Below are 18,521 nucleotides of genomic sequence, written 5' to 3'. Positions count from 1 at the left end.
AATGGATTTTTTTCTACTGATCATAAAAGATTTTAGCTTCGCATTTTGTGTAGCCATTGGTTTTGGAAGTTTGTTTAACACTCCAAACAGAGTTTTATTAATCGCAGGGTTGCTTGGTGGGTTAGGTCATGCTTTGCGTTTTACTTTGTACGAAGGAGTTGGTTTAGGATTAATAACTTCTACACTTTCCGGAACAGTGCTTATAGGTTTATTGGGAATTGTTTTGGCGCATAGAGTTCACACTCCGCCAATTGTTTTTACCATGCCAGCTTGTATTACTATGATTCCCGGAATGTACGCATATAAAACCATGTTGGGTTTCATTCGATTGACAGACGAAAGCGGATTAGTCAGAAATCCTCAAGATTTAGATAATACTTTTCACAATTTGGTTCTTACCGCTTCTTTATTGTTTTGTTTGGCAGTCGGAATTTCCATCGGTGTATTGCTTTTCAGACAATCGAGTGTGAAAATGCTGAAATTTGCACACAAAAGAAAAATAGAAAACGATTAGTCTTCTATTTTTACGCTGGTATAATGAGCAAAAGCTTCTTCTAAATTATTGAATTTCCCTTTGAAATCTGCAATATCAGCATCTTGAACAATGTTTCCTTGGTGAATCAAAATCACTCTGGTACAGAGTGCTTCTACTTCTTGCATAATGTGAGTAGAAAGAATTACGGTTTTTTCTTTGCCAATTTCTTTGATGACATTTCTAATTTCTAGAATTTGATTCGGGTCAAGACCATTGGTAGGTTCATCTAGAATCAATAAATCTGGAGCATGAAGAATCGCTTGAGCTAAGCCAACACGCTGTTTGTATCCTTTCGATAACTGAGAAATTTTCTTTGATTTTTCGGGAGTAATGCCTACTAAATCTATGATTTCATCTACTTTTTCTTTAGAAATCTGGTGAATATCTGCCACGAATTGCAAATATTCTTTCACATACATTTCCAAATAAAGTGGATTATTTTCTGGCAAAAAACCGATGTTTTTCTTTACTTCTGTTTCGTTTTCGGTAATGTTTTTTCCATCAAAAATAATTTCTCCTTCCTCTATTTTTAGAGCACCAACAATAGATTTCATCAAGGTAGACTTTCCTGCACCATTCGGTCCTAGAAGTCCTATGATTTCGTTTTTGTGAATATCTAAATTGATGTTGTGAAGCGCAGTTTGTTCGCCAAATTTTTTTGTAAGATTTTTGATTTCTAAAGACATAAGTAATCCGTAATAAGAAATAGTAATTTGTTAACGCAAAAATAGAGATAATATTTTGAAAATAGAGTTCCGTAAGAACGATTGATTTTATAAAATTGGAATTAATTCCAAAAAGAAAATCCCAAGAAATTTCTTGGGATTTTTGTGACCTCGACAGGATTCAAACCTGTAACCTTCTGAGCCGTAATCAGATGCGCTATTCAGTTGCGCCACGAGGCCGAAATTCGGTTTGCAAATATAATGCTTTTTTGCTTTCTTTGAAGAATGAAATCATATTTTTTTGCTTTTTTTGCGTTATTGATGGTAATTTCTTGTAAAAAAGAAACTTATCAATTGTCCACAGATTGGATTGTCATTTCTAAAAACATTCAGTTCAAAGAAAATGGCGATTTTTTACTCTTAAAATCAGGAAAACATCAGTATAAAATTCCTCATTCTAAATTGCCGTACCAAAAAATTATGTTGCTCAACGCAAGTTTAGTGGGATACATTACAGAATTAGGCGCAGAAGAAAAAATCATTGGGGTTTCTAGTCCAGAATATATTTTTTCAGAGAAAATACAGAAAAGAATCCAAGAAAATAAAATTCAAAACATCGGAAACGAACAGAAATACAACGTAGAAAAAATCATCGCGTATCAACCAGATGCTATTTTCACCAATTACGTTGCCAGTTTCGAGAATACTTACGAAGTTTTAAAGAAAAACGGAATAGAAATTATCTTTATTGATGAATATTTAGAAGAGAAACCTTTAGAAAAAGCAAAAATAATAGAGGTTTTCGGTAAACTTCTCGGTAAAGAAAAAGAAGCATTAGAAAAATATTCAGAAATTGAAAAATATTATAATTCGTATAAGAATTTAGCAGCGAAATCTACGAATAAACTGCAAGTTTTAACCAATGAAATCTACGGAAATCAATGGTTTGTAGCAGGTGGAAACTCTCAAATCGCACATTTTATAAAAGATGCAAATGCCCAATATATTTTCGGGGATAATTCAGAATCTAAATCTACCCCAAAAAGCTTCGAAGAAGTCTTTTCTAGAGCCGAAAATGCAGAATTTTGGGTAAATGTAGGAAATCATAAAAACAAGAAAGATTTACTCCAAATCAATCCTAATTATGCGAAGATGAAAGTCTACCAAAAAGGCGATATTTACACGATTTCTGGTAGAGAAAAAGGCTCTGCCAATGATTATTTCGAAAGTGGAGTAGTGAGAGCAGATTTAGTTTTGAAAGATTATATAAAAATTTTTCATCCAGAGATTTTTCCAAAAGATTCATTATTGTATATGAAAAAACTGAATTAGTCGTTATTTTTGCAACTTAAATCAACTATTATAGATTACATTTTTATGTGGAAATTTATTAAGAAACTATTTTATACCATTGCCATCATCAGCATTTTTTCTATTATTTGGGGAAGATTTTTTAATCCGATTATTACCATTACGCAAATAGAAGGTTTGGTGAAATATCAAAAACTAGACAGAGATTACATCAGCTTTGATGAAATGGGAAGAAACGTAAAAAAGGCTGTCATTGCTAGCGAAGACCAGAATTTTTACAGACATAATGGTTTTGATTTTCAAGCCATCCAAAAAGCATTTGCCGATAATCAAAAAGGAAAAAAATTAAAAGGAGGAAGTACCATTTCTCAACAAACCGCAAAAAATGTTTTCCTTTGGAACGGCAGAAGTTACGTAAGAAAAGGTCTGGAAGCTATTTTCACCTTTATCATAGAAAAAGTTTGGAGCAAAGACATTATTTTAGAACGCTACCTGAATTCCATAGAAATGGGACAAGGTGTTTTCGGTGTAGAAGCAGCAAGTCACTACTATTTTGGGAAATCTTCGGCAGATTTAACCAAGTCAGAAGCAGCTTGGATTGCAGTTTGTCTTCCAAATCCTAAAAAATATGACCCGAAAAATCCGAGTTCTTATCTTTCTAGAAAACATTCTTGGGTGATGAGACAAATGAATTACGTAAATTTGGAATAAATAAAGACAATTCGTGAGGTTTCAATTCAATACATCGCAAAGTTCAGCAGAGATTCTTGATAAATATTTTTCTATCAAGAACGAAACGCGTGATTTAAAACCTCTTACAGAGCTTTTTCATTCTCTACAAAAAGAAAATTTCTCTAATTTTTTAACTTTTCTTAAAGAACACGAAGAAATAAGACAAAACTTGGTGTATTACATCAATACTGTCTTTATGGGAAGAGCTTTTAACCTTTCTCTTACCGAAGCCAATATTCTTTCAGAAGACGCATTTTTTCCGGAATTAAGAAAAAGAATTTTGTCGAAATTTCTACCGCCAGTAGAAGATGATAATACTATTTCTAACATTATTTCAAACGTCTTTTTTAGAGATAATGCTGATTTTAAATTCATCAAAAAAGTTTCTAGACAAGAATCTGACGAACTTTTCAGAATGTTAGAAATCGACCGCATGATTCTACAGCCAAAAGTGAAAAAAGAACTTCTTTTTTCGATGAATATTTTGGCGTGGAGAGCTATTGGAAACGCTTTAGATGTAGATGTGCTGAAAATGGCTCCAGAATATAAAAATTTCGACAATCCATTTTTGGCATTACAAGATGAATTAGACATTCTTATCAGCGATTTCAAAAAGAATCAAGCCATCGTTCTTACCTCTAAAGACAGTCATTATAAGCAAATTAAAATTTACCTTCAGCAATGTTTTGCTTTCATCAGCAAAGCGTTCAAAAATGCTTCTAAATACGGAATTTCTGGTAAAACCAATCAGTCTTTGCTGAAAATTCGTCAACAATTACAACGTATTTCAGAAATTTTAGAACTTCTAGTCATTGATGATGAAAAAGACGTAATAAGAAAGTCTAAAAATTTGGTTATCAATATTTTAGATTATAAATCTCACCGTAATAACATCCGAGATTTATTCAATGATAGCACCACATTGCTTTCGCATCTCATTACTACACATACCGCAGAAACAGGAACCAATTACATTACGACTTCGCCAAAAGAATATCTTAAAATGTTCAAAAAAGCAAGTGGTGGCGGAATTATCGTAGGTGCGCTTTGTGTAATAAAAATGCTATATGCTTATGTTCCAGGTAGTGAATTTTACCATGCATTTTTATACTCATTTAATTATGCGATGGGTTTCATTATGATTTATTTAATGAATTTCACGCTGGCTACAAAACAACCGGCCATGACTGCTGCAACGATGGCTAAAGTGCTTTCTGAAGGAAAAAATAATTCTAAAAATTATCTAGATTTTGCCCATTTGGTTTCCAAATTATTCAGGAGTCAGTTCATTGCGTTTGTAGGAAATGTATTGTTGAGTTTCCCGATTGCGTTGGCCATTATTTATGGTTTAGAAATTCTTTTTGGACAGAATTTTGCCATCGAAAAATCTTCTACTTTGCTCAAAGATTTAGACCCATTTCATTCTAAAGCCTTATTGCATGCTGCTTTAGCGGGAGTTTATCTTTTCATTTCGGGGATTATTGCAGGAAATGTAGGAAACACCTCTGTTTTCTATAAAATACCAGAGAGAATTGCCAAAAATCCTTATATCCATTACCTTTTCGGAAGAAATTTTGCCGAAAATCTTTCACAATATTATTCTAAAAATTGGGCGGGAATTATGTCTAACCTTTGGTTAGGGATTTTCTTAGGTTCTACAGCTACCATCGGTAAGTTTTTTGGACTGGATTTAGATATTCGTCACATTACTTTCGCGGCAGGAAATTTTGCATTAGGATTATACGGAAAAGAATTTTCCATCGATACCCAAACGTTTATTATTGCTTTTGTAACGGTATTTTTGATTGGTTTCTTAAACTTTATAGTAAGCTTTGGATTGTCTATGGTTTTAGCATTCCGTTCTAGAAAAGTGAACTTTGGTGAGGTGAGAAACCTTAACCGAAGCATCATTAAATATTTCTTCAAAAATCCGCTGATTTTCTTTTTCCCAATTCGTTCTGTGTTAGACGAAAGAGCCAAAAAATTAATTTCCGATACTACAAAACATACACATCCATAAATTGGTCGGCGCCAAATTCTTCTTGAAATTTCTTGAGGAAAAATGACTTTTTCATTCTAAAATCATTTCTGAAAAGTGGAGATTTTATTCTGATTTCTAGAATTTTTTCATTCAGATTTACGCTTTCTATTTCTTTGAAAAATGCTTCGTCTAAATAGTTTTTCAAAAAATCCTTGACTTGTAAAGCCAATAATTTATCCTCAAAACCATACAACTTGGCAAAACTTTTCACCAATTCAGAACTTTGATATTCTCTTTTCTTTTTCATTTTTGAGTCACTTCTTAAATCTGAAAAATCTTACTTTCTTCATTAATCCTTTTCACCACAGATTCTGTACGTTCTCTATGTGTATCTGTAATGAAAATCTGTCCGAAATTCTGTTGGTTTACCAATTCTATCAACTGAGAAACTCTATTGTCATCTAACTTATCAAAAATATCATCCAAAAGAAGAATAGGATTTTTATTCGTGATGTCTTTAATTCTTTTGATTTGAGCTAATTTCAGAGCAATAAGGAAAGATTTTTGTTGACCTTGACTTCCGAATTTTTTAATCAAATTTCCGTTCATTTCGAAGCGCAAATCATCCTTATGGATTCCTCGTGAAGTATAAGTGAGAACTCTGTCTTTTTCGAGGTTTTCGTTTAAGATTTCTTCAAAATTTTGTTCATTCAAATTACTATCATAAATCACGGTAACTTTTTCGTTTCCTTTTGAAATAATTTCGTAAAAATGCTGAATTGTAGGAAGAATTGATGCAACGAATCGTTGTCTTTTTTCAAAAATTTGAGTTCCAAATTTGGTCAAAGGTTCGTTGTATATTTCTAGAGAATCGAGGTCGAAAGTTCTGTTTTTAGCAAAATATTTGAGTAATGCATTTCTTTGTTGAAGCGTTTTTTGGTATTGAATCAAAGCAAAAAGATAATCAGAATCGGTCTGAGAAATCATGGCATCTAGAAACTTTCTTCTGCTTTCGCTGCCATCAGAAATGAGATTTGCATCATAGGGAGAAATCATTACACTTGGCAAAAATCCAATGTGGTCTGCAATTCTTTCGTAGGTTTTATCATTTTTTTTAATGATTTTTTTACCTTCTTTGGGCAATTGCACTTTGATGATGTCATTTTTTTCATCTCCTTGAATTTCTGCTTCTATCGCAAAAAAATCACTGTCCTGTAAAATGTTTTGAGCATCAAGATTTCCCAGAAAACTTTTTGCCATCGAAAGATAATGAAGTGCATCCAGAATATTGGTTTTTCCAGCGCCGTTATTTCCCACGAAACAATTGATTTCTGGCGAAAAATCGAATGAATTTTCACTGTGATTTTTGAAATTGAATATTTTCAGATTTTTGATGATCATGTAGCAAAATTACTTCAATAAAACGAGAATTAAAAACGGCATTAGGCTTAAACTCTCCATTAAAAAAGAATAATACCAATCTGCACGTTTTTGATGTGAAAAATAAATTAAGATGGAGGCAAAGGTAAAGGTTAAGAACAGCGAAAATGCAAATTCAAATTTCAGGAAATATATTGTCAAAACTGAACTCAAACATAAAAAAATATAACTCAAATATTTGGTGTTTTGAATGCCGATTTTCATAGGTAAAGTTGTGAAATCATCTCGTTTTAAATCTCTAATTTCGAATGGAAAAGTAATGGCAGAAGTATAGAAAAAAATAATAAAAAACCACGCCCAATTCATTTCTTTCAGAGGAAACCAGACCAAAGTCAGCGCCCAAATAAATCCCACATAAAAAGTTTTGACCAAAGAAAATTGTCGAAGATTAATGTTCAAAAAATCTGCGTTGTAAATAAAACCAAGAATTAAAACAATCAGCCATTTCAAGTAAAAATTCAGGTCAAAATATTTCAAAAGAATGGAACTGATAAGAACAAATCCTAAAATATTCCAAATTTTTGCAAATTTTCTTTTGTGATAAACGGTGAAAAAATATCCATTCCAAAATGTAAGGAAAAGGATGAATGCTAAAGTATTTTGGTAAGATTCTTGCTCTTGCAAGATGAAAACGCCTAATAGCGTTGCGCAAAGAGAAACATAAATCTGCGACTTTAGTAGAATATTTTTTAGTAAATTTATAACGTTCATTAAGCAAATATAAAAACACTTTGTCATTCTGAATGAAGCAAAGCGAAATGAAGAATCTATTTTTGATTTTTCGTGACATTTTATTCTAATGCAATAAAAATCTTTTTTGATTATGAAAAAACTAACCCAAATCTTCATTTTACTATTCCTCATTTGGAATATAACTCCTATGAAAGCTCAAAAATACTATGACCAACAATGGAAGAAAATTTCTGAAAACTATAAGAAAGGAACTTATAAATCTAATCTTCCGCTCATTTTAGACATTCAGAAACGTGCGATTTCAGAAGACAACGCGATTCAATTGATTAAATCTTTGAAAGCGGAATTAAGCGTGACAGACCTTACCGAAGATGATACTCAAAATGACACCGCTTCTCAATTTTTTAAAAAATTAGAATCTTTTGACCAGAAATTAAAAGGCGAACAAAAATTGGTTTTTCAAGTATTGTTGGGAGACTTTTTTCAAGATTATTACGATGAAAATCAATGGGAAATTAACCAAAGAACGAATGTAAATACTGGCGAAAAGCAAGATTTTTCTCAAATCGAAACATGGAGCAAATTAGATTTTAAAAATTATTTTGTCCAATATTTTTCTGAAATTTCAAAACAAGATGCAGCGTTACAAAAAATCACGATTTCAAAATATGCAGAGATTTTTGATGGAGTAGAAGATATTGCTTATTTCCCTACATTTTTTGATTATAAATCAATGCAATATATTGATTATCTTCAAGATAATAGTTATTTTACTAAAAATGAACTGAAAGAAAATCAGCCTAAAATTTTAGGAATTTATGATGCGTTAATTGCTATAAATTCAGGAAATGCGCAATTGTACTTCAAACATCAAAAACTGAATGATGAATGTGCTTTTACCAACTGTAAAAACAAACAAGAACAATTAATTTCTCTTTATAATTCAGCAACAGAAGACGAGTATAAGGTTTTAATTGCTCAAGAAATCATTTCCAGTCTTCAAGGAGAACAAAAATTTGATGAAGCGCTTTCTTGGATTGAAAAAGTGAAAAAAGCCTATCCAAAATCTAAATTTTTAGAAAACATCAAAAATCAAGAAAATCAAATCAAACAGCCTTTTGTTAATATAAAATTTGAAACGTCCACTTTGCCGAACCAACCGATTCATTTGGTTGCAGAATACAAAAATACGTCACAGTTTTCGCTCAATATTTATGAAGTGAAATCTGATTATCAAGGCTTTTTGAAGTATATTTATAATTCATGGAACAAAGATTATTTTTCTCAACTCAAGAAAACTTTGGTAAAAAAAGAAACTTTTCCGCTGAAAAATTTTAAAGATTACACTTCTCATAAAACTTCGCTGGAAATTGCGCCACTTCCTTCGGGAATTTACGTGGGAGAATATTTGGTAGATGGCAATGTTCAAGACCATTTTTATTTTATTGCCGCTAATTCTAGAATTATTTTTAAAAATAAATCAGACCAACAAATTTTCGAAAATGAATTGCAATTGGTGCTCAGAAAAAATGGGAAAATTTTGCCAAAAGAAAACTTAGAATTTTATGAATATGTTGCTCAACAAAATATAGAAAAATCTGCGGGAGTTACAGATGATAAAGCTGGTTTCAAAATTCCAGAAAATGATAAAAAACGCTATTATCGCTATGTTATGGTTCGTCAACCTTCTACCAATGATGTGAATCTTTTGCAAGTTTATGGCAATCAGTATGATACCTCTTTTAACACTAGAAATGAAGTAGAACAAGCGCAAATTTTCTTAGACAGAGCGATTTACAGACCTGGACAAACTGTTTATTTTAAAGTAATTGGAACCGCTTTTAGCAGTGAAACCAATAAAGAAAAAGTAACACCAAAAGTGAAATTAAATATCACTTTGAAAGATACAAATGGCGAAGAAATTTCTACGCAAACTTTAACTACCAATGAATTTGGTTCTGTGAACGGAAGTTTTACGCTTCCACAAGGAAAACTGAACGGACAATTTTCTATAGAAGTTGATAATGACGATGAAGAAGTCACAGATTATGTGATGGACGGCTATAAAAGTTTCCGAGTAGAGGAATATAAACGTCCGAAATTTGAAGTAAGTTTTGAACCGGTAAAACAAGAATATCAGTACGGACAAACCATAGAATTACAAGGAAAAGCGATGATGTTTTCGGGAGTTCCGCTCAATAATGCTACCGTAAATTATGAAATCAAAAAACAGAATATTCGTTGGAGATATTTCTGGTGGTATCCTCGTGGAAATGATAACGAGAACTCAATTCTTGGTGAAGTAAAAACCAATGAAAAAGGGGAATTCACCATAAAAATTGACCTCAAAAAAGATGAAACTTTAGAAGGAATACAGATTGATAATTATCAAATCAATGCTTCTGTTACCGATATTAACGGAGAAACACAATCTGACCAAACCAATCTAAAAGTGGCTTCGGTTTCCCATTATATTTCACTTTCAGAAGCCAACACTTCGACTCCGCTCAGTGTGACAGATTATTTTACAGACGAAAATATAAAATTTAAAGTTGAAACTAAAAATTACAATGACCAGATTTTAAAGAAAAGTTACACCGCAAAATTGTCAAAATTATCACCTCAAGAAAGAGTTTTTAGAACCAATTTTGAGAGTGAAATTCAGAATGCGCCTTTCTTTAGCAAAGAAGTTTTTGTACAGAAATTCCCACATGATTATTTTGAAAAATCTGAAAAAGAACAGAAAGTTGAAAGCAAAATATTTGAACGAATAGAAAGTCCAAATACTAATGACCAATTACCAATTACCAATTTAGATTTAGGAAAACTTTCCGCTGGAAAATACAAACTAGAACTCTTTAACATCGAAGGAAAAGATACCATCAAAACGGAGAAAATTTTTGAAGTTTTTGATAAAACCAAACTTGCAGAAAATCAAAAACCATTTTTAAAAGTTTTACTTGCAAAAGCAGAATACAACAGAACTGAAAAGGCTAAATTCTACGTTTATTCAGCCATTCCAGATGCTATGGTCAATGTATATGTTCAAAACGGTGATGGAAAAACGCAATTTGAGCAATTACCGATTAAAAACGGAATTTTAGTTTACGAAGTTCCACTTCCGAAAGATATTAGCATAGAAAATCTGAATGTTCAGTTTCAAATGATTGCTTTCAATGATGTGCAAACTGTTTCGCAAGATGTGAAAATTTCTTCGGATAAAAAGCCTTTTAAAATAGAATTGGTAACGTTTAGAGATAAATTACAACCGAATTCTAAAGAAAAATGGAGTGTGAAAATTTCTGGCAGTTCGACTTCGTTCACCGATCAGATTACTGCCGAAGTTTTGGCAAATATGTATGATAAATCTTTAGACCAATTTGCGGTAAATACTTATTCTTGGCAAAGTCTTTACAGCAAACCTTACTGGATTTCTCAATACGGCATCAATGAAAGTTTAGACCAAAAATATTACAGCAAAAGACTAAAATATTTTGATAATTTCGGTGTGAATAGACCGGATTTTGATTGGTTTGATGGAGGAATTACTTATCAGTTAAGAGGAAGAGCAGCTGGTCTCATAATAACTGAAAGTGCAGTTCCTTCCTCAAATGTCAAAATTAGAGGAATGGCTTCAATGAAGTCAGAAGCTGTAACAGATTCCGTAAAAACTAAGGATATAGAAGAAGTGGTTTCACTTGGCTATGCAAAGAAAAAAGAAAACTTAGAAAATGTTAAAGTTCGTGCCAATCTCAATGAAACCGCATTTTTTTATCCAAATTTAATGACGGATAAAAACGGAAATGTATCGTTTGAATTTACATCTCCAGAAGCTCTTACACAATGGAAATTGATGTTTCTAGCTCATACCAAAGATGCGCAAGTTGCCACTTTAGAAAAAACGGTGGTTACCCAAAAAGAATTTTCGGTAACACCTAATTATCCTAGATTTTTGAGAGAAGGTGATGAATTGGTTTTCAAAGCTAAATTGAGCAACTTAACGACTCAACAACTCAAAGGTTTTGCGAATTTGCAAATATTAGACGCTTTTACCAATGAAGATATTACTGAAAAATTTGGAATTAACCAGTTAAATGCAGCTGCTGGTTACAACGTAGAACAATCATTTACACTCAATGCAAATGGAAGCACAACCGTTCAATGGAATGTAAAAGTTCCGAATGGAGTTTCTTCTATTATCATTAAAAATGTTGCGAAAGCTGGTCAATTTTCTGATGGTGAACAAAAAGCAATCGCAGTTTTGCCAAACCGAATGTTGGTAACAGATGCAGTTCCGGTTTTTGTGAAAGAAGGTCAAACCAAGACCTTTGTTTTAGAAAATCTGAAAAATAATTCTTCTAAAACAGCAACGAATGTTTCAAACACTTTAGAATTAACTACGAACCCAATTTGGGAAGTGATTTTTGCGTTGCCAAGTCTCAAGAATGATAATAATCTTTCTGCCGATGTGGTTTTCAATAAATGGTTTGCTGATGTTTTGGCGTCTGAAATTTTCAAAGCCAATCCAAAACTGAAAACTGTTTTTGATGAGTATCAAGCCAAAGGTTTACTCAATTCAAATTTGGAGAAAAACCAAGAATTGAAACAATTATTGTTAGAAGAAACGCCTTGGGTTTTAGATGCTAAAAACGAAACCGAACAAATGGCGAAATTGGCAAGATTATTTGATGCCAATACCATGCGAAATTCCATCAATGAGGATTGGAGCGAACTGAAAAAATTGCAAAATCCTGATGGCGGTTTTTCGTGGTACGCTGGTTACCCAAGTTCCTACTACAATTCGCTGTATATTTTGAAAAATTTAGGTAGAATTAATGAATGGTTGAAAGGGAATTTAGCAGATTATCAGTCTTCGGAACAAAAAGAAATGGTTTCTCAATTGGTGAAATTTGTGGATAATGAAGTGAGCAGATATTTCGATGTAAAGGCGGTTGCTGAGCGTAGTCGAAGCAATGTTTGGAGTAATTATGTTTTAGATTATTTGGATGCTCGTCATTATTGGGAAAAAGAATTTCCGTTTAAAGGTGATGGCAAGAAAATGAAAGATTTATTGATTTCAAAAGCTAAAACAGCTAAAATTACTGATTTTACTTTCTTTGGATTACATAGAGCGGCATTGATTTTTGATGCGTATAATTTAAAAGATGTTTCTAAAAAATTAATGACTTATCTGAAAGAAACTTCTGTACAAAGCGAAACTCAAGGGGTGTATTGGAAACAAAATCTCAACGATTGGGGTTGGTATTCCTCAAAAACCGTAAATCACGCTGGTGCTTTGGAAGCGTTCAATAAATTGAATACCGACCAAAATTTTGTAGAAGAAATGAAAATTTGGCTGATTACACAGAAAGAAGTTTCGAATTGGGATACTTCTAGAAGTACCGCCGAAGTGATTTATACGATTCTCAATTCTGGAAAATCTTGGACTTCTGCGGAAAATGATAAAGCCACGATAATTTGGGGAGGAAAAGATTTGGTAAATCCTGATACAAAAGCAACTGGTTATGTAAAATCTGCGGTAAATTCAGATAAATTAGATAAAAATTTAGCCACAGTAACCATTACAAAACCAGGAGCTGGAATTGTTCAAGGTGGTTTATTCTGGCAATATTATGAGTATTTAGACAAAATTAAATCTTCTGAAAGTTATATTTCCATCACCAAAGAATTGTACAAAAAAGTGAAAACGGTAAACGGTGAAGAATTGCAGAAAATTACAGAAAATTCGCCACTAAAAATAGGGGATAAAGTAACGGTCAGAATGATTCTGAACACCGATAGAAATATGGAATTTATTCATTTGAAAGATATGAGAGCCGCAGGTTTTGAGCCGGTTGACGTACTTTCTGGCTATCAATGGAAGAATAATTTGGGTTATTACCAGGTAACTAAGGATGCATCTACCAATTTCTACATCGAATACATGCCGAAAGGAAAATACGTTTTTGAGTATGATTATATTTGTAATGCAGCGGGAACGTTCAGCAACGGAATTACTACGATGCAGAATTATTACGCGCCACAAATGAATGCGCATACACAGGGAACGAAGGTTTCCATTAATGAATAATTGAAAATGAAATCGCCCAAAAATTTTTTGTGGGCGATTTTATTTTTTGACAAATGTCAAAGGAATATTTTTTCAATCGTCGCAACTTTGCATCTGTAAACAAACATTAAAAATGAAAAACTATAAAACATTAATTTTTACAGCAATGATGGGCTTTCCCTTGTCCTTCTCTGCGCAAACTGCTCCTTCATTCAAGGAATTAGTAGACGCAGCGATGACCAAAGATGCTGCCATAGAACAACAAAACTTAGAGTCTAAAGCAAATGGATTAGACCAACAAAAATTAAAAGACATTTTCTTACCCAAAGTTGAAATTTCAGGAAAAGGAGAATATTTAAATGCTACGGCAAAATTCCTTTCACCAGAAATTGCCATTCCTGCGATTAAACCTATTTTTCCGGGTGCGGTTTTTCCAGAAGGAACTTTTGATAATAATTTTACTTTGTCGGGTTTTGATGCAGCCGCAAAAGTTGAAGCAAAAGCGCTTCTTTATTCTGGCGGAAAAGTAAAATATCTGAAACAAGCTTTGACCGAGAAAAATAATGCCACTCAAGCTTTACAAGTCAAAAATCAAGACGAAGTCATTACTCAGATTTCTAAAGCGTATGATCAATTTGCACTTGTAATAGAATCTAAAAAAGTTTTAGATGAAAGCAAAAAACGTCTCGATGCCAATAAAAAAACAGCAGAAAAAGCTTTAGGTTATGGCTTAATCACTCCTTATGATTACAAAAAAATAGAATTGGCACAAGCTACTTTGGATTCTAAAATGGTAGAATACGAAGGCAAAAAGGAATTGCTGATTACGCAATTAAATGTTTTAACGGGAATTGACAAAGAGAGAATTGCTCTCATCCATCCTGATTTAGAAAAAATAGACTATTTGCTTACCAATGAAACCATCGAAAATAGAGCAGAATTAAAAGCTTTGGATTTTGGGATTAAAGCCATTGATGCCAAAATAAAAGCAGAAAAAACGTGGTGGATTCCGAAAGTTCAAGCCATGACTTCGCTTTCCTACATGGGATTTTATAATACCAATCTTTCTTCATCAAAAGAATTAATGCCGGGAACTGGCGCAAAGCTAGATTATGACTTGACTAATCTTAATCTATTGCCAATTTTTCAAGCGGGAATTGGTTTTAAATGGGATGTTTTTGATGGAAATGAAGGAAAACACGAAGTAGAAAAAGCAAAAATAGAAAGAGAGATTTTAGAAAGTAAAAAATCTGATGCTGAAAGAAAATTACAACTCAATTTAGCCAATAATCAAACCAATTATAACATTGCAAATGCGCAAGTAGACTTAAAAGCGAAGGCGAAACAAATTGCTAAAAATGCAATGACACAAGCCGAAAAAGAATTCAGATATGGTTTGATTAAATCTACGCAATTGATAGAGGCAGAAAATGATTTAGAAAACGCAGAATTAGAATATCAAACTGCTGTTTTCAACCAAAGAAGAGCAGCAGTAGAACTAATGAAATCTACTCAAAATTTAAACTTAGAAAAACTATAAAACGATAAACATTAATCAATTAAATATTTTAATCCAATGAAAAACTATATTGTAAAATCTTTATTTTTAGTAACCTTACTTTCTCTAGGAGCTTGTAAAAACGAAACTCCACAACAATTAACCGAAGGAAAAACTAAAAAAGAAGTTGTTTCTTTCGCGCCAAAAGTTACCGGTAGAATTTTAAAAATTTATGTAGAAGAAGGACAAACCGTAAAAGCAGGAGATACCCTCGCAATGTTAGACGTTCCCGAAGTTTCAGCGAAAATTGCTCAAGCAAAAGGAGCCACTGCTGCAGCAACTGCACAAGCACAAATGGCGAAAAACGGCGCAACCGCAGATCAACTTCGTCAGTTAAAAGCCAAACAAAAAGGGTTAGCAGAACAATATGAATATGCTCAAAAATCTTTTAAAAGAGCGCAAAATATGTACAAAGACAGTTTGCTTTCTCCACAAAATTATGATGAGGCTTTCGCAAAATTACAAGGCGCAAAAGCTCAATATGACGCAGTGAATGCAGAATTACATGATGTAGAAATCGGTACAAGATTAGAAAAAATAGAAATGGCAATCGGTCAAGAAAACCAAGCGAGAGGTGTTCTCCAAGAAGCCAATGTTGCCTATTCTGAAAGATATATTATCGCAACCAATGATATGGAAATTGAAACCATTTCTTTAAATGTAGGCGAATTGGCAACTGCAGGTTATGCTTTGTTCAACGGTTACATTCCGAACTCTACTTATTTCCGTTTTACCATTCCAGAAAGTAAAATTTCTAAATATCAAAAAGGAATGACCGTTAATATGAAATCTACTTACGGAAATCAAGAGTTTTCAGGAAAAATAGTTTCCATCAAACAATTGACAAAATATGCAGATATTACCACAGCATTCCCTGATTATCAACCAGAAGATGCGGTTTACGAAATTAAAGTAATTCCTACAGATAGAGCAAAAGTGAATAATATTTTGGTGAATTCTAGCGTAACTTTAAAATAATCTTAACTAAAAACCGCAAAAGCTCCAAAAGAAATGTTTGAAAATAAGCAATTCAAAAGTAAAAAAAGTTTTTTTTCTTTTGGAAAACTTTAAAACGGAAAAGCTTTTGTCTCTTTTGTGGTTAAAAAAAATAAAATTTAGAAAAAATGAAACAGTTAAGATACCTTTTAAAAAGAGAGTTTCATTTGTTCTTCACGAACAAAACAATGCTTTCTGTATTTTTTATGGCTCCCATTTTCTACGCGCTTTTGTTAGGTTTTACCTACGAAAAGGGAAAAGTGACAGATATTCCTGTAATTGTGATTAATCATGACCAAACTCCTTTGTCTAACCAAATTGTTGACATGTTAGATGATAATCAAACGCTTAAAGTGCTGAATTATGTAGATGAACCAGCGATTTTGAAAGATGAGATCATCAAAACAGAAGCAGGAGCAGTTGTTATAATTCCGGAGCGTTTCGAGGCGAATATGCTGCAAAAGAAATATCCAGAAATTAACGTTTATCTCAATACTTCGAATGTGTTAACCGCTAATTTTGCTTCAAAAGCGATTCAATTAACCTTAGGAACTTTTTCAGCAGGTGCCGAAATGAAAGCTTTGCAGAAAAAAGGAATGAATGCAGACCAAGCAAAAGCCAATATAGAACCTTATAAAGCCAATTATATTACGCTTTTTAACACCACGAGTAATTACTTAATTTTTATGTGGCCAGCAATGATGGCGGTGGTTTTACAGCAAGTTATTCTTTTGGCGATGGCAGTTACGTTTTCCGAGGAATTTAAAAGAGATTCTTTTATAAAAGATTTTGCAGGGAAACACAAATATGCGATTTTGGTAATGGCGATTAAATGTTTACCCGTTTGGATTTTTTCCAATTTAAATATTTTATTCTTTTACTTGTGTAGCTTGTATTTTAAAATTCCAGCTCCAGAAAACGCTATGAATTTCTTTTTGATAACAGCAATTTTTGTAGTAGCAGCAACCAATTTAGGCGTTTTGGTAAGTATTATGGTTCCAGATGCGCTCAAAGCGACTCAGATTTTAATGGTAATTGCTTCTCCTGCGTTTATCATCAGTGGATTTACTTGGCCAAATTATGCGATGCCAGATTTCATTACTTATTTCACTAAAATTATTCCTTTAACACCATATTTAGAAGCTTTGAAAATTATGGTGGTAGAAAAAGGTTCCGATTATTTAACCCAAAAATATTTCTGGCACTTGTTTATTCTAGGTTGGGTTTATTTCCTTTTAGGTTGGATAGCTTTGAAAATCAAAATCAAAATGCTGTTCAAAGAATATCATCTCTCTGAAGATTATGACGACCAGAGGTTCGTTTAATCCATATAGTTTTTTTATTAATGTTTATTCGAAGGCGTTTCAGTTTACTGAAACGCCTTTTTTGTGTAATTTTGCCAGAAATTTGGTTTTCATGAAATTAATTCAAGAACTTAATAAGCACATTAAGGTAGATGCAGAAATAGAGCGTTTTTTAAATGAAGAATGTGAAACGAAAGTCTTTGAAAAAGGTGAAATATTGAGCAAGCAGAATCAATACAATCATACTGTTTTCTTTGTAGATGAAGGTTTGCTAAGAATGTTTTACTACGAAAACGGAAAAGATATTACCACTAATTTTTATTCAGAAGGAAAGATTACGGCTAATATAGATACTCTTTTTAAAAACCAACCTACTCGAAATAACATAGAAACGTTAGAAAAATCTATAATTACCACTTGTAATTTCAATAAATTAGAAGAATTATGTTCGGTTTCGCTTACTGCGGCAAATTTCAGCAGATATATTCTAGGAAACTTAATGATAGAGATGTCGCGCAGAATTTCTTCGCTGCAATATATGACGGCAAAAGAAAAATACATTCAATTGCTTGAAGAAAATCCTAATATCATTCTAAGAGCTCCACTCGGAATGATTGCGTCTTATTTGGGAATTTCTCAGGAGACTTTAAGCCGCATCAGAAGTGATATTTAAAGTCAAAAACGGTTTTTATTTTCTAAATTTTATCATATTTTTAAGATTCTTTTGGTAGGCGTTTTAGAAATTTCAATTAACTTTGAGATTCTTTAAAAATAAAATCCATGCAAAACGTTTTTGATGCAAAAGATGCACAAGAGTACATCAATAGAATCAATAATTTAACACCAGAAACCCAAAGAAAATGGGGCAAAATGAGTGTAGACCAAGTTTTAGCACATTTGAATGTAGCCTATGACCTAACTTTTACGCCTGAAAAATTTCCAAAGCCTAATTTTATTGCTAAATTTTTACTTTCGAGATTTGTAAAATCGAAAATCACCAACGAAATTCCTTATAAACAGAGTTTGCCAACAAGTCCAGTTTTTATCATTGCAGATGAAAGAAACTTTGAAGAAGAAAAAGCCAAATTGATTGGCAATATTCAGCGTGTGCAACAATTGGGAAGAGAAGCTTTTGAAGGAAAAGAAAATATTAATTTCGGAAAAATGACGGCTCAATGTTGGAATAATATGTTTGCGAAACATCTCAATCACCATTTAGAACAATTTGGAGTTTAA

14 protein-coding genes and 1 tRNA gene are annotated in these 18,521 nt (G+C 32.6%); 10 read left to right on the top strand and 5 right to left on the bottom strand.

What is annotated here, in order from left to right; genetic code table 11:
* Position 1: 1 nt before the first annotated feature.
* On the top strand, positions 2-514 hold the full coding sequence (locus EB819_RS06530; RefSeq protein WP_069796791.1) for a threonine/serine exporter family protein: 513 nt from the start codon (positions 2-4) through the stop codon (positions 512-514).
* On the opposite strand, the gene EB819_RS06525 is transcribed toward EB819_RS06530, so the two are convergent.
* Positions 511-1,221 carry an ABC transporter ATP-binding protein gene (locus EB819_RS06525; protein ID WP_069796719.1) on the bottom strand — a complete coding sequence of 237 codons (711 nt, stop codon included), beginning with the start codon at positions 1,219-1,221 and terminating at the stop codon, positions 511-513. The genes EB819_RS06530 and EB819_RS06525 overlap by 4 nt on opposite strands.
* A gap of 145 nt (positions 1,222-1,366) precedes the next feature.
* Positions 1,367-1,440 (bottom strand) — tRNA-Arg (locus EB819_RS06520).
* Positions 1,441-1,485: 45 nt separating this feature from the next.
* On the opposite strand from EB819_RS06520, the gene EB819_RS06515 reads away from it, so the two are divergent.
* Genes EB819_RS06515 through EB819_RS06505 form a run of 3 tightly spaced genes read left to right on the top strand, consistent with a single transcriptional unit; the run spans position 1,486 to position 5,263 of the window.
* Positions 1,486-2,532 carry an ABC transporter substrate-binding protein gene (locus EB819_RS06515; protein WP_069796717.1) on the top strand — a complete coding sequence of 349 codons (1,047 nt, stop codon included), beginning with the start codon at positions 1,486-1,488 and terminating at the stop codon, positions 2,530-2,532.
* A gap of 45 nt (positions 2,533-2,577) precedes the next feature.
* Positions 2,578-3,222, top strand: a complete 645-nt coding sequence (gene mtgA / locus EB819_RS06510) for a monofunctional biosynthetic peptidoglycan transglycosylase (protein ID WP_069796715.1) — start codon at positions 2,578-2,580, stop codon at positions 3,220-3,222.
* 13 nt (positions 3,223-3,235) lie between these two features.
* On the top strand, positions 3,236-5,263 hold the full coding sequence (locus EB819_RS06505) for a transporter-like protein (protein WP_069796713.1): 2,028 nt from the start codon (positions 3,236-3,238) through the stop codon (positions 5,261-5,263).
* Here EB819_RS06505 and EB819_RS06500 read toward each other — a convergent pair.
* From EB819_RS06500 to EB819_RS06490, 3 genes are read right to left on the bottom strand one after another with little or no spacing between them, the layout of a single operon-like run.
* On the bottom strand, positions 5,241-5,531 hold the full coding sequence (locus EB819_RS06500; RefSeq protein WP_069796711.1) for a hypothetical protein: 291 nt from the start codon (positions 5,529-5,531) through the stop codon (positions 5,241-5,243). The two genes, EB819_RS06505 and EB819_RS06500, sit on opposite strands and share 23 nt — an antisense overlap.
* Before the next feature lie 14 nt (positions 5,532-5,545).
* The gene (recF, locus tag EB819_RS06495; RefSeq protein WP_069796708.1) at positions 5,546-6,625 is read right to left on the bottom strand and encodes a DNA replication/repair protein RecF; all 1,080 of its coding nucleotides are present in this window, start codon (positions 6,623-6,625) and stop codon (positions 5,546-5,548) included.
* Positions 6,626-6,634: 9 nt separating this feature from the next.
* On the bottom strand, positions 6,635-7,375 hold the full coding sequence (locus EB819_RS06490; protein ID WP_069796706.1) for a UbiA prenyltransferase family protein: 741 nt from the start codon (positions 7,373-7,375) through the stop codon (positions 6,635-6,637).
* Positions 7,376-7,487: 112 nt separating this feature from the next.
* Here EB819_RS06490 and EB819_RS06485 point away from each other — a divergent pair, with 112 nt between their 5' ends.
* The 6 genes from EB819_RS06485 (at position 7,488) to EB819_RS06460 (ending at position 18,521) form a co-directional block, all read left to right on the top strand.
* The gene (locus EB819_RS06485; protein WP_069796703.1) at positions 7,488-13,448 is read left to right on the top strand and encodes an alpha-2-macroglobulin family protein; all 5,961 of its coding nucleotides are present in this window, start codon (positions 7,488-7,490) and stop codon (positions 13,446-13,448) included.
* A 112-nt stretch (positions 13,449-13,560) separates the two neighbouring features.
* A complete protein-coding gene (locus tag EB819_RS06480; protein ID WP_069796701.1) occupies positions 13,561-14,967 on the top strand; it encodes a TolC family protein in 1,407 nt (468 codons plus the stop codon).
* A 36-nt stretch (positions 14,968-15,003) separates the two neighbouring features.
* The gene (locus tag EB819_RS06475) at positions 15,004-15,963 is read left to right on the top strand and encodes an HlyD family secretion protein (protein WP_069796700.1); all 960 of its coding nucleotides are present in this window, start codon (positions 15,004-15,006) and stop codon (positions 15,961-15,963) included.
* Between the two features lie 146 nt (positions 15,964-16,109).
* Positions 16,110-17,306, top strand: coding sequence for an ABC transporter permease (locus EB819_RS06470; protein ID WP_069796698.1), 1,197 nt, complete (start codon positions 16,110-16,112; stop codon positions 17,304-17,306).
* A gap of 91 nt (positions 17,307-17,397) precedes the next feature.
* Complete coding sequence (locus tag EB819_RS06465) at positions 17,398-17,958, top strand: Crp/Fnr family transcriptional regulator (protein ID WP_158005941.1); 561 nt, start codon at positions 17,398-17,400, stop codon at positions 17,956-17,958.
* A gap of 107 nt (positions 17,959-18,065) precedes the next feature.
* Positions 18,066-18,521, top strand: coding sequence for a DUF1569 domain-containing protein (locus EB819_RS06460; protein ID WP_069796695.1), 456 nt, complete (start codon positions 18,066-18,068; stop codon positions 18,519-18,521).

It is taken from the genome of Cloacibacterium normanense, from assembly GCF_003860565.1.
GTDB lineage: Bacteria > Bacteroidota > Bacteroidia > Flavobacteriales > Weeksellaceae > Cloacibacterium > Cloacibacterium normanense.
Note: the sequence above shows the minus strand (reverse complement) of the source record. Positions and strands in the feature narration are given on the sequence as shown.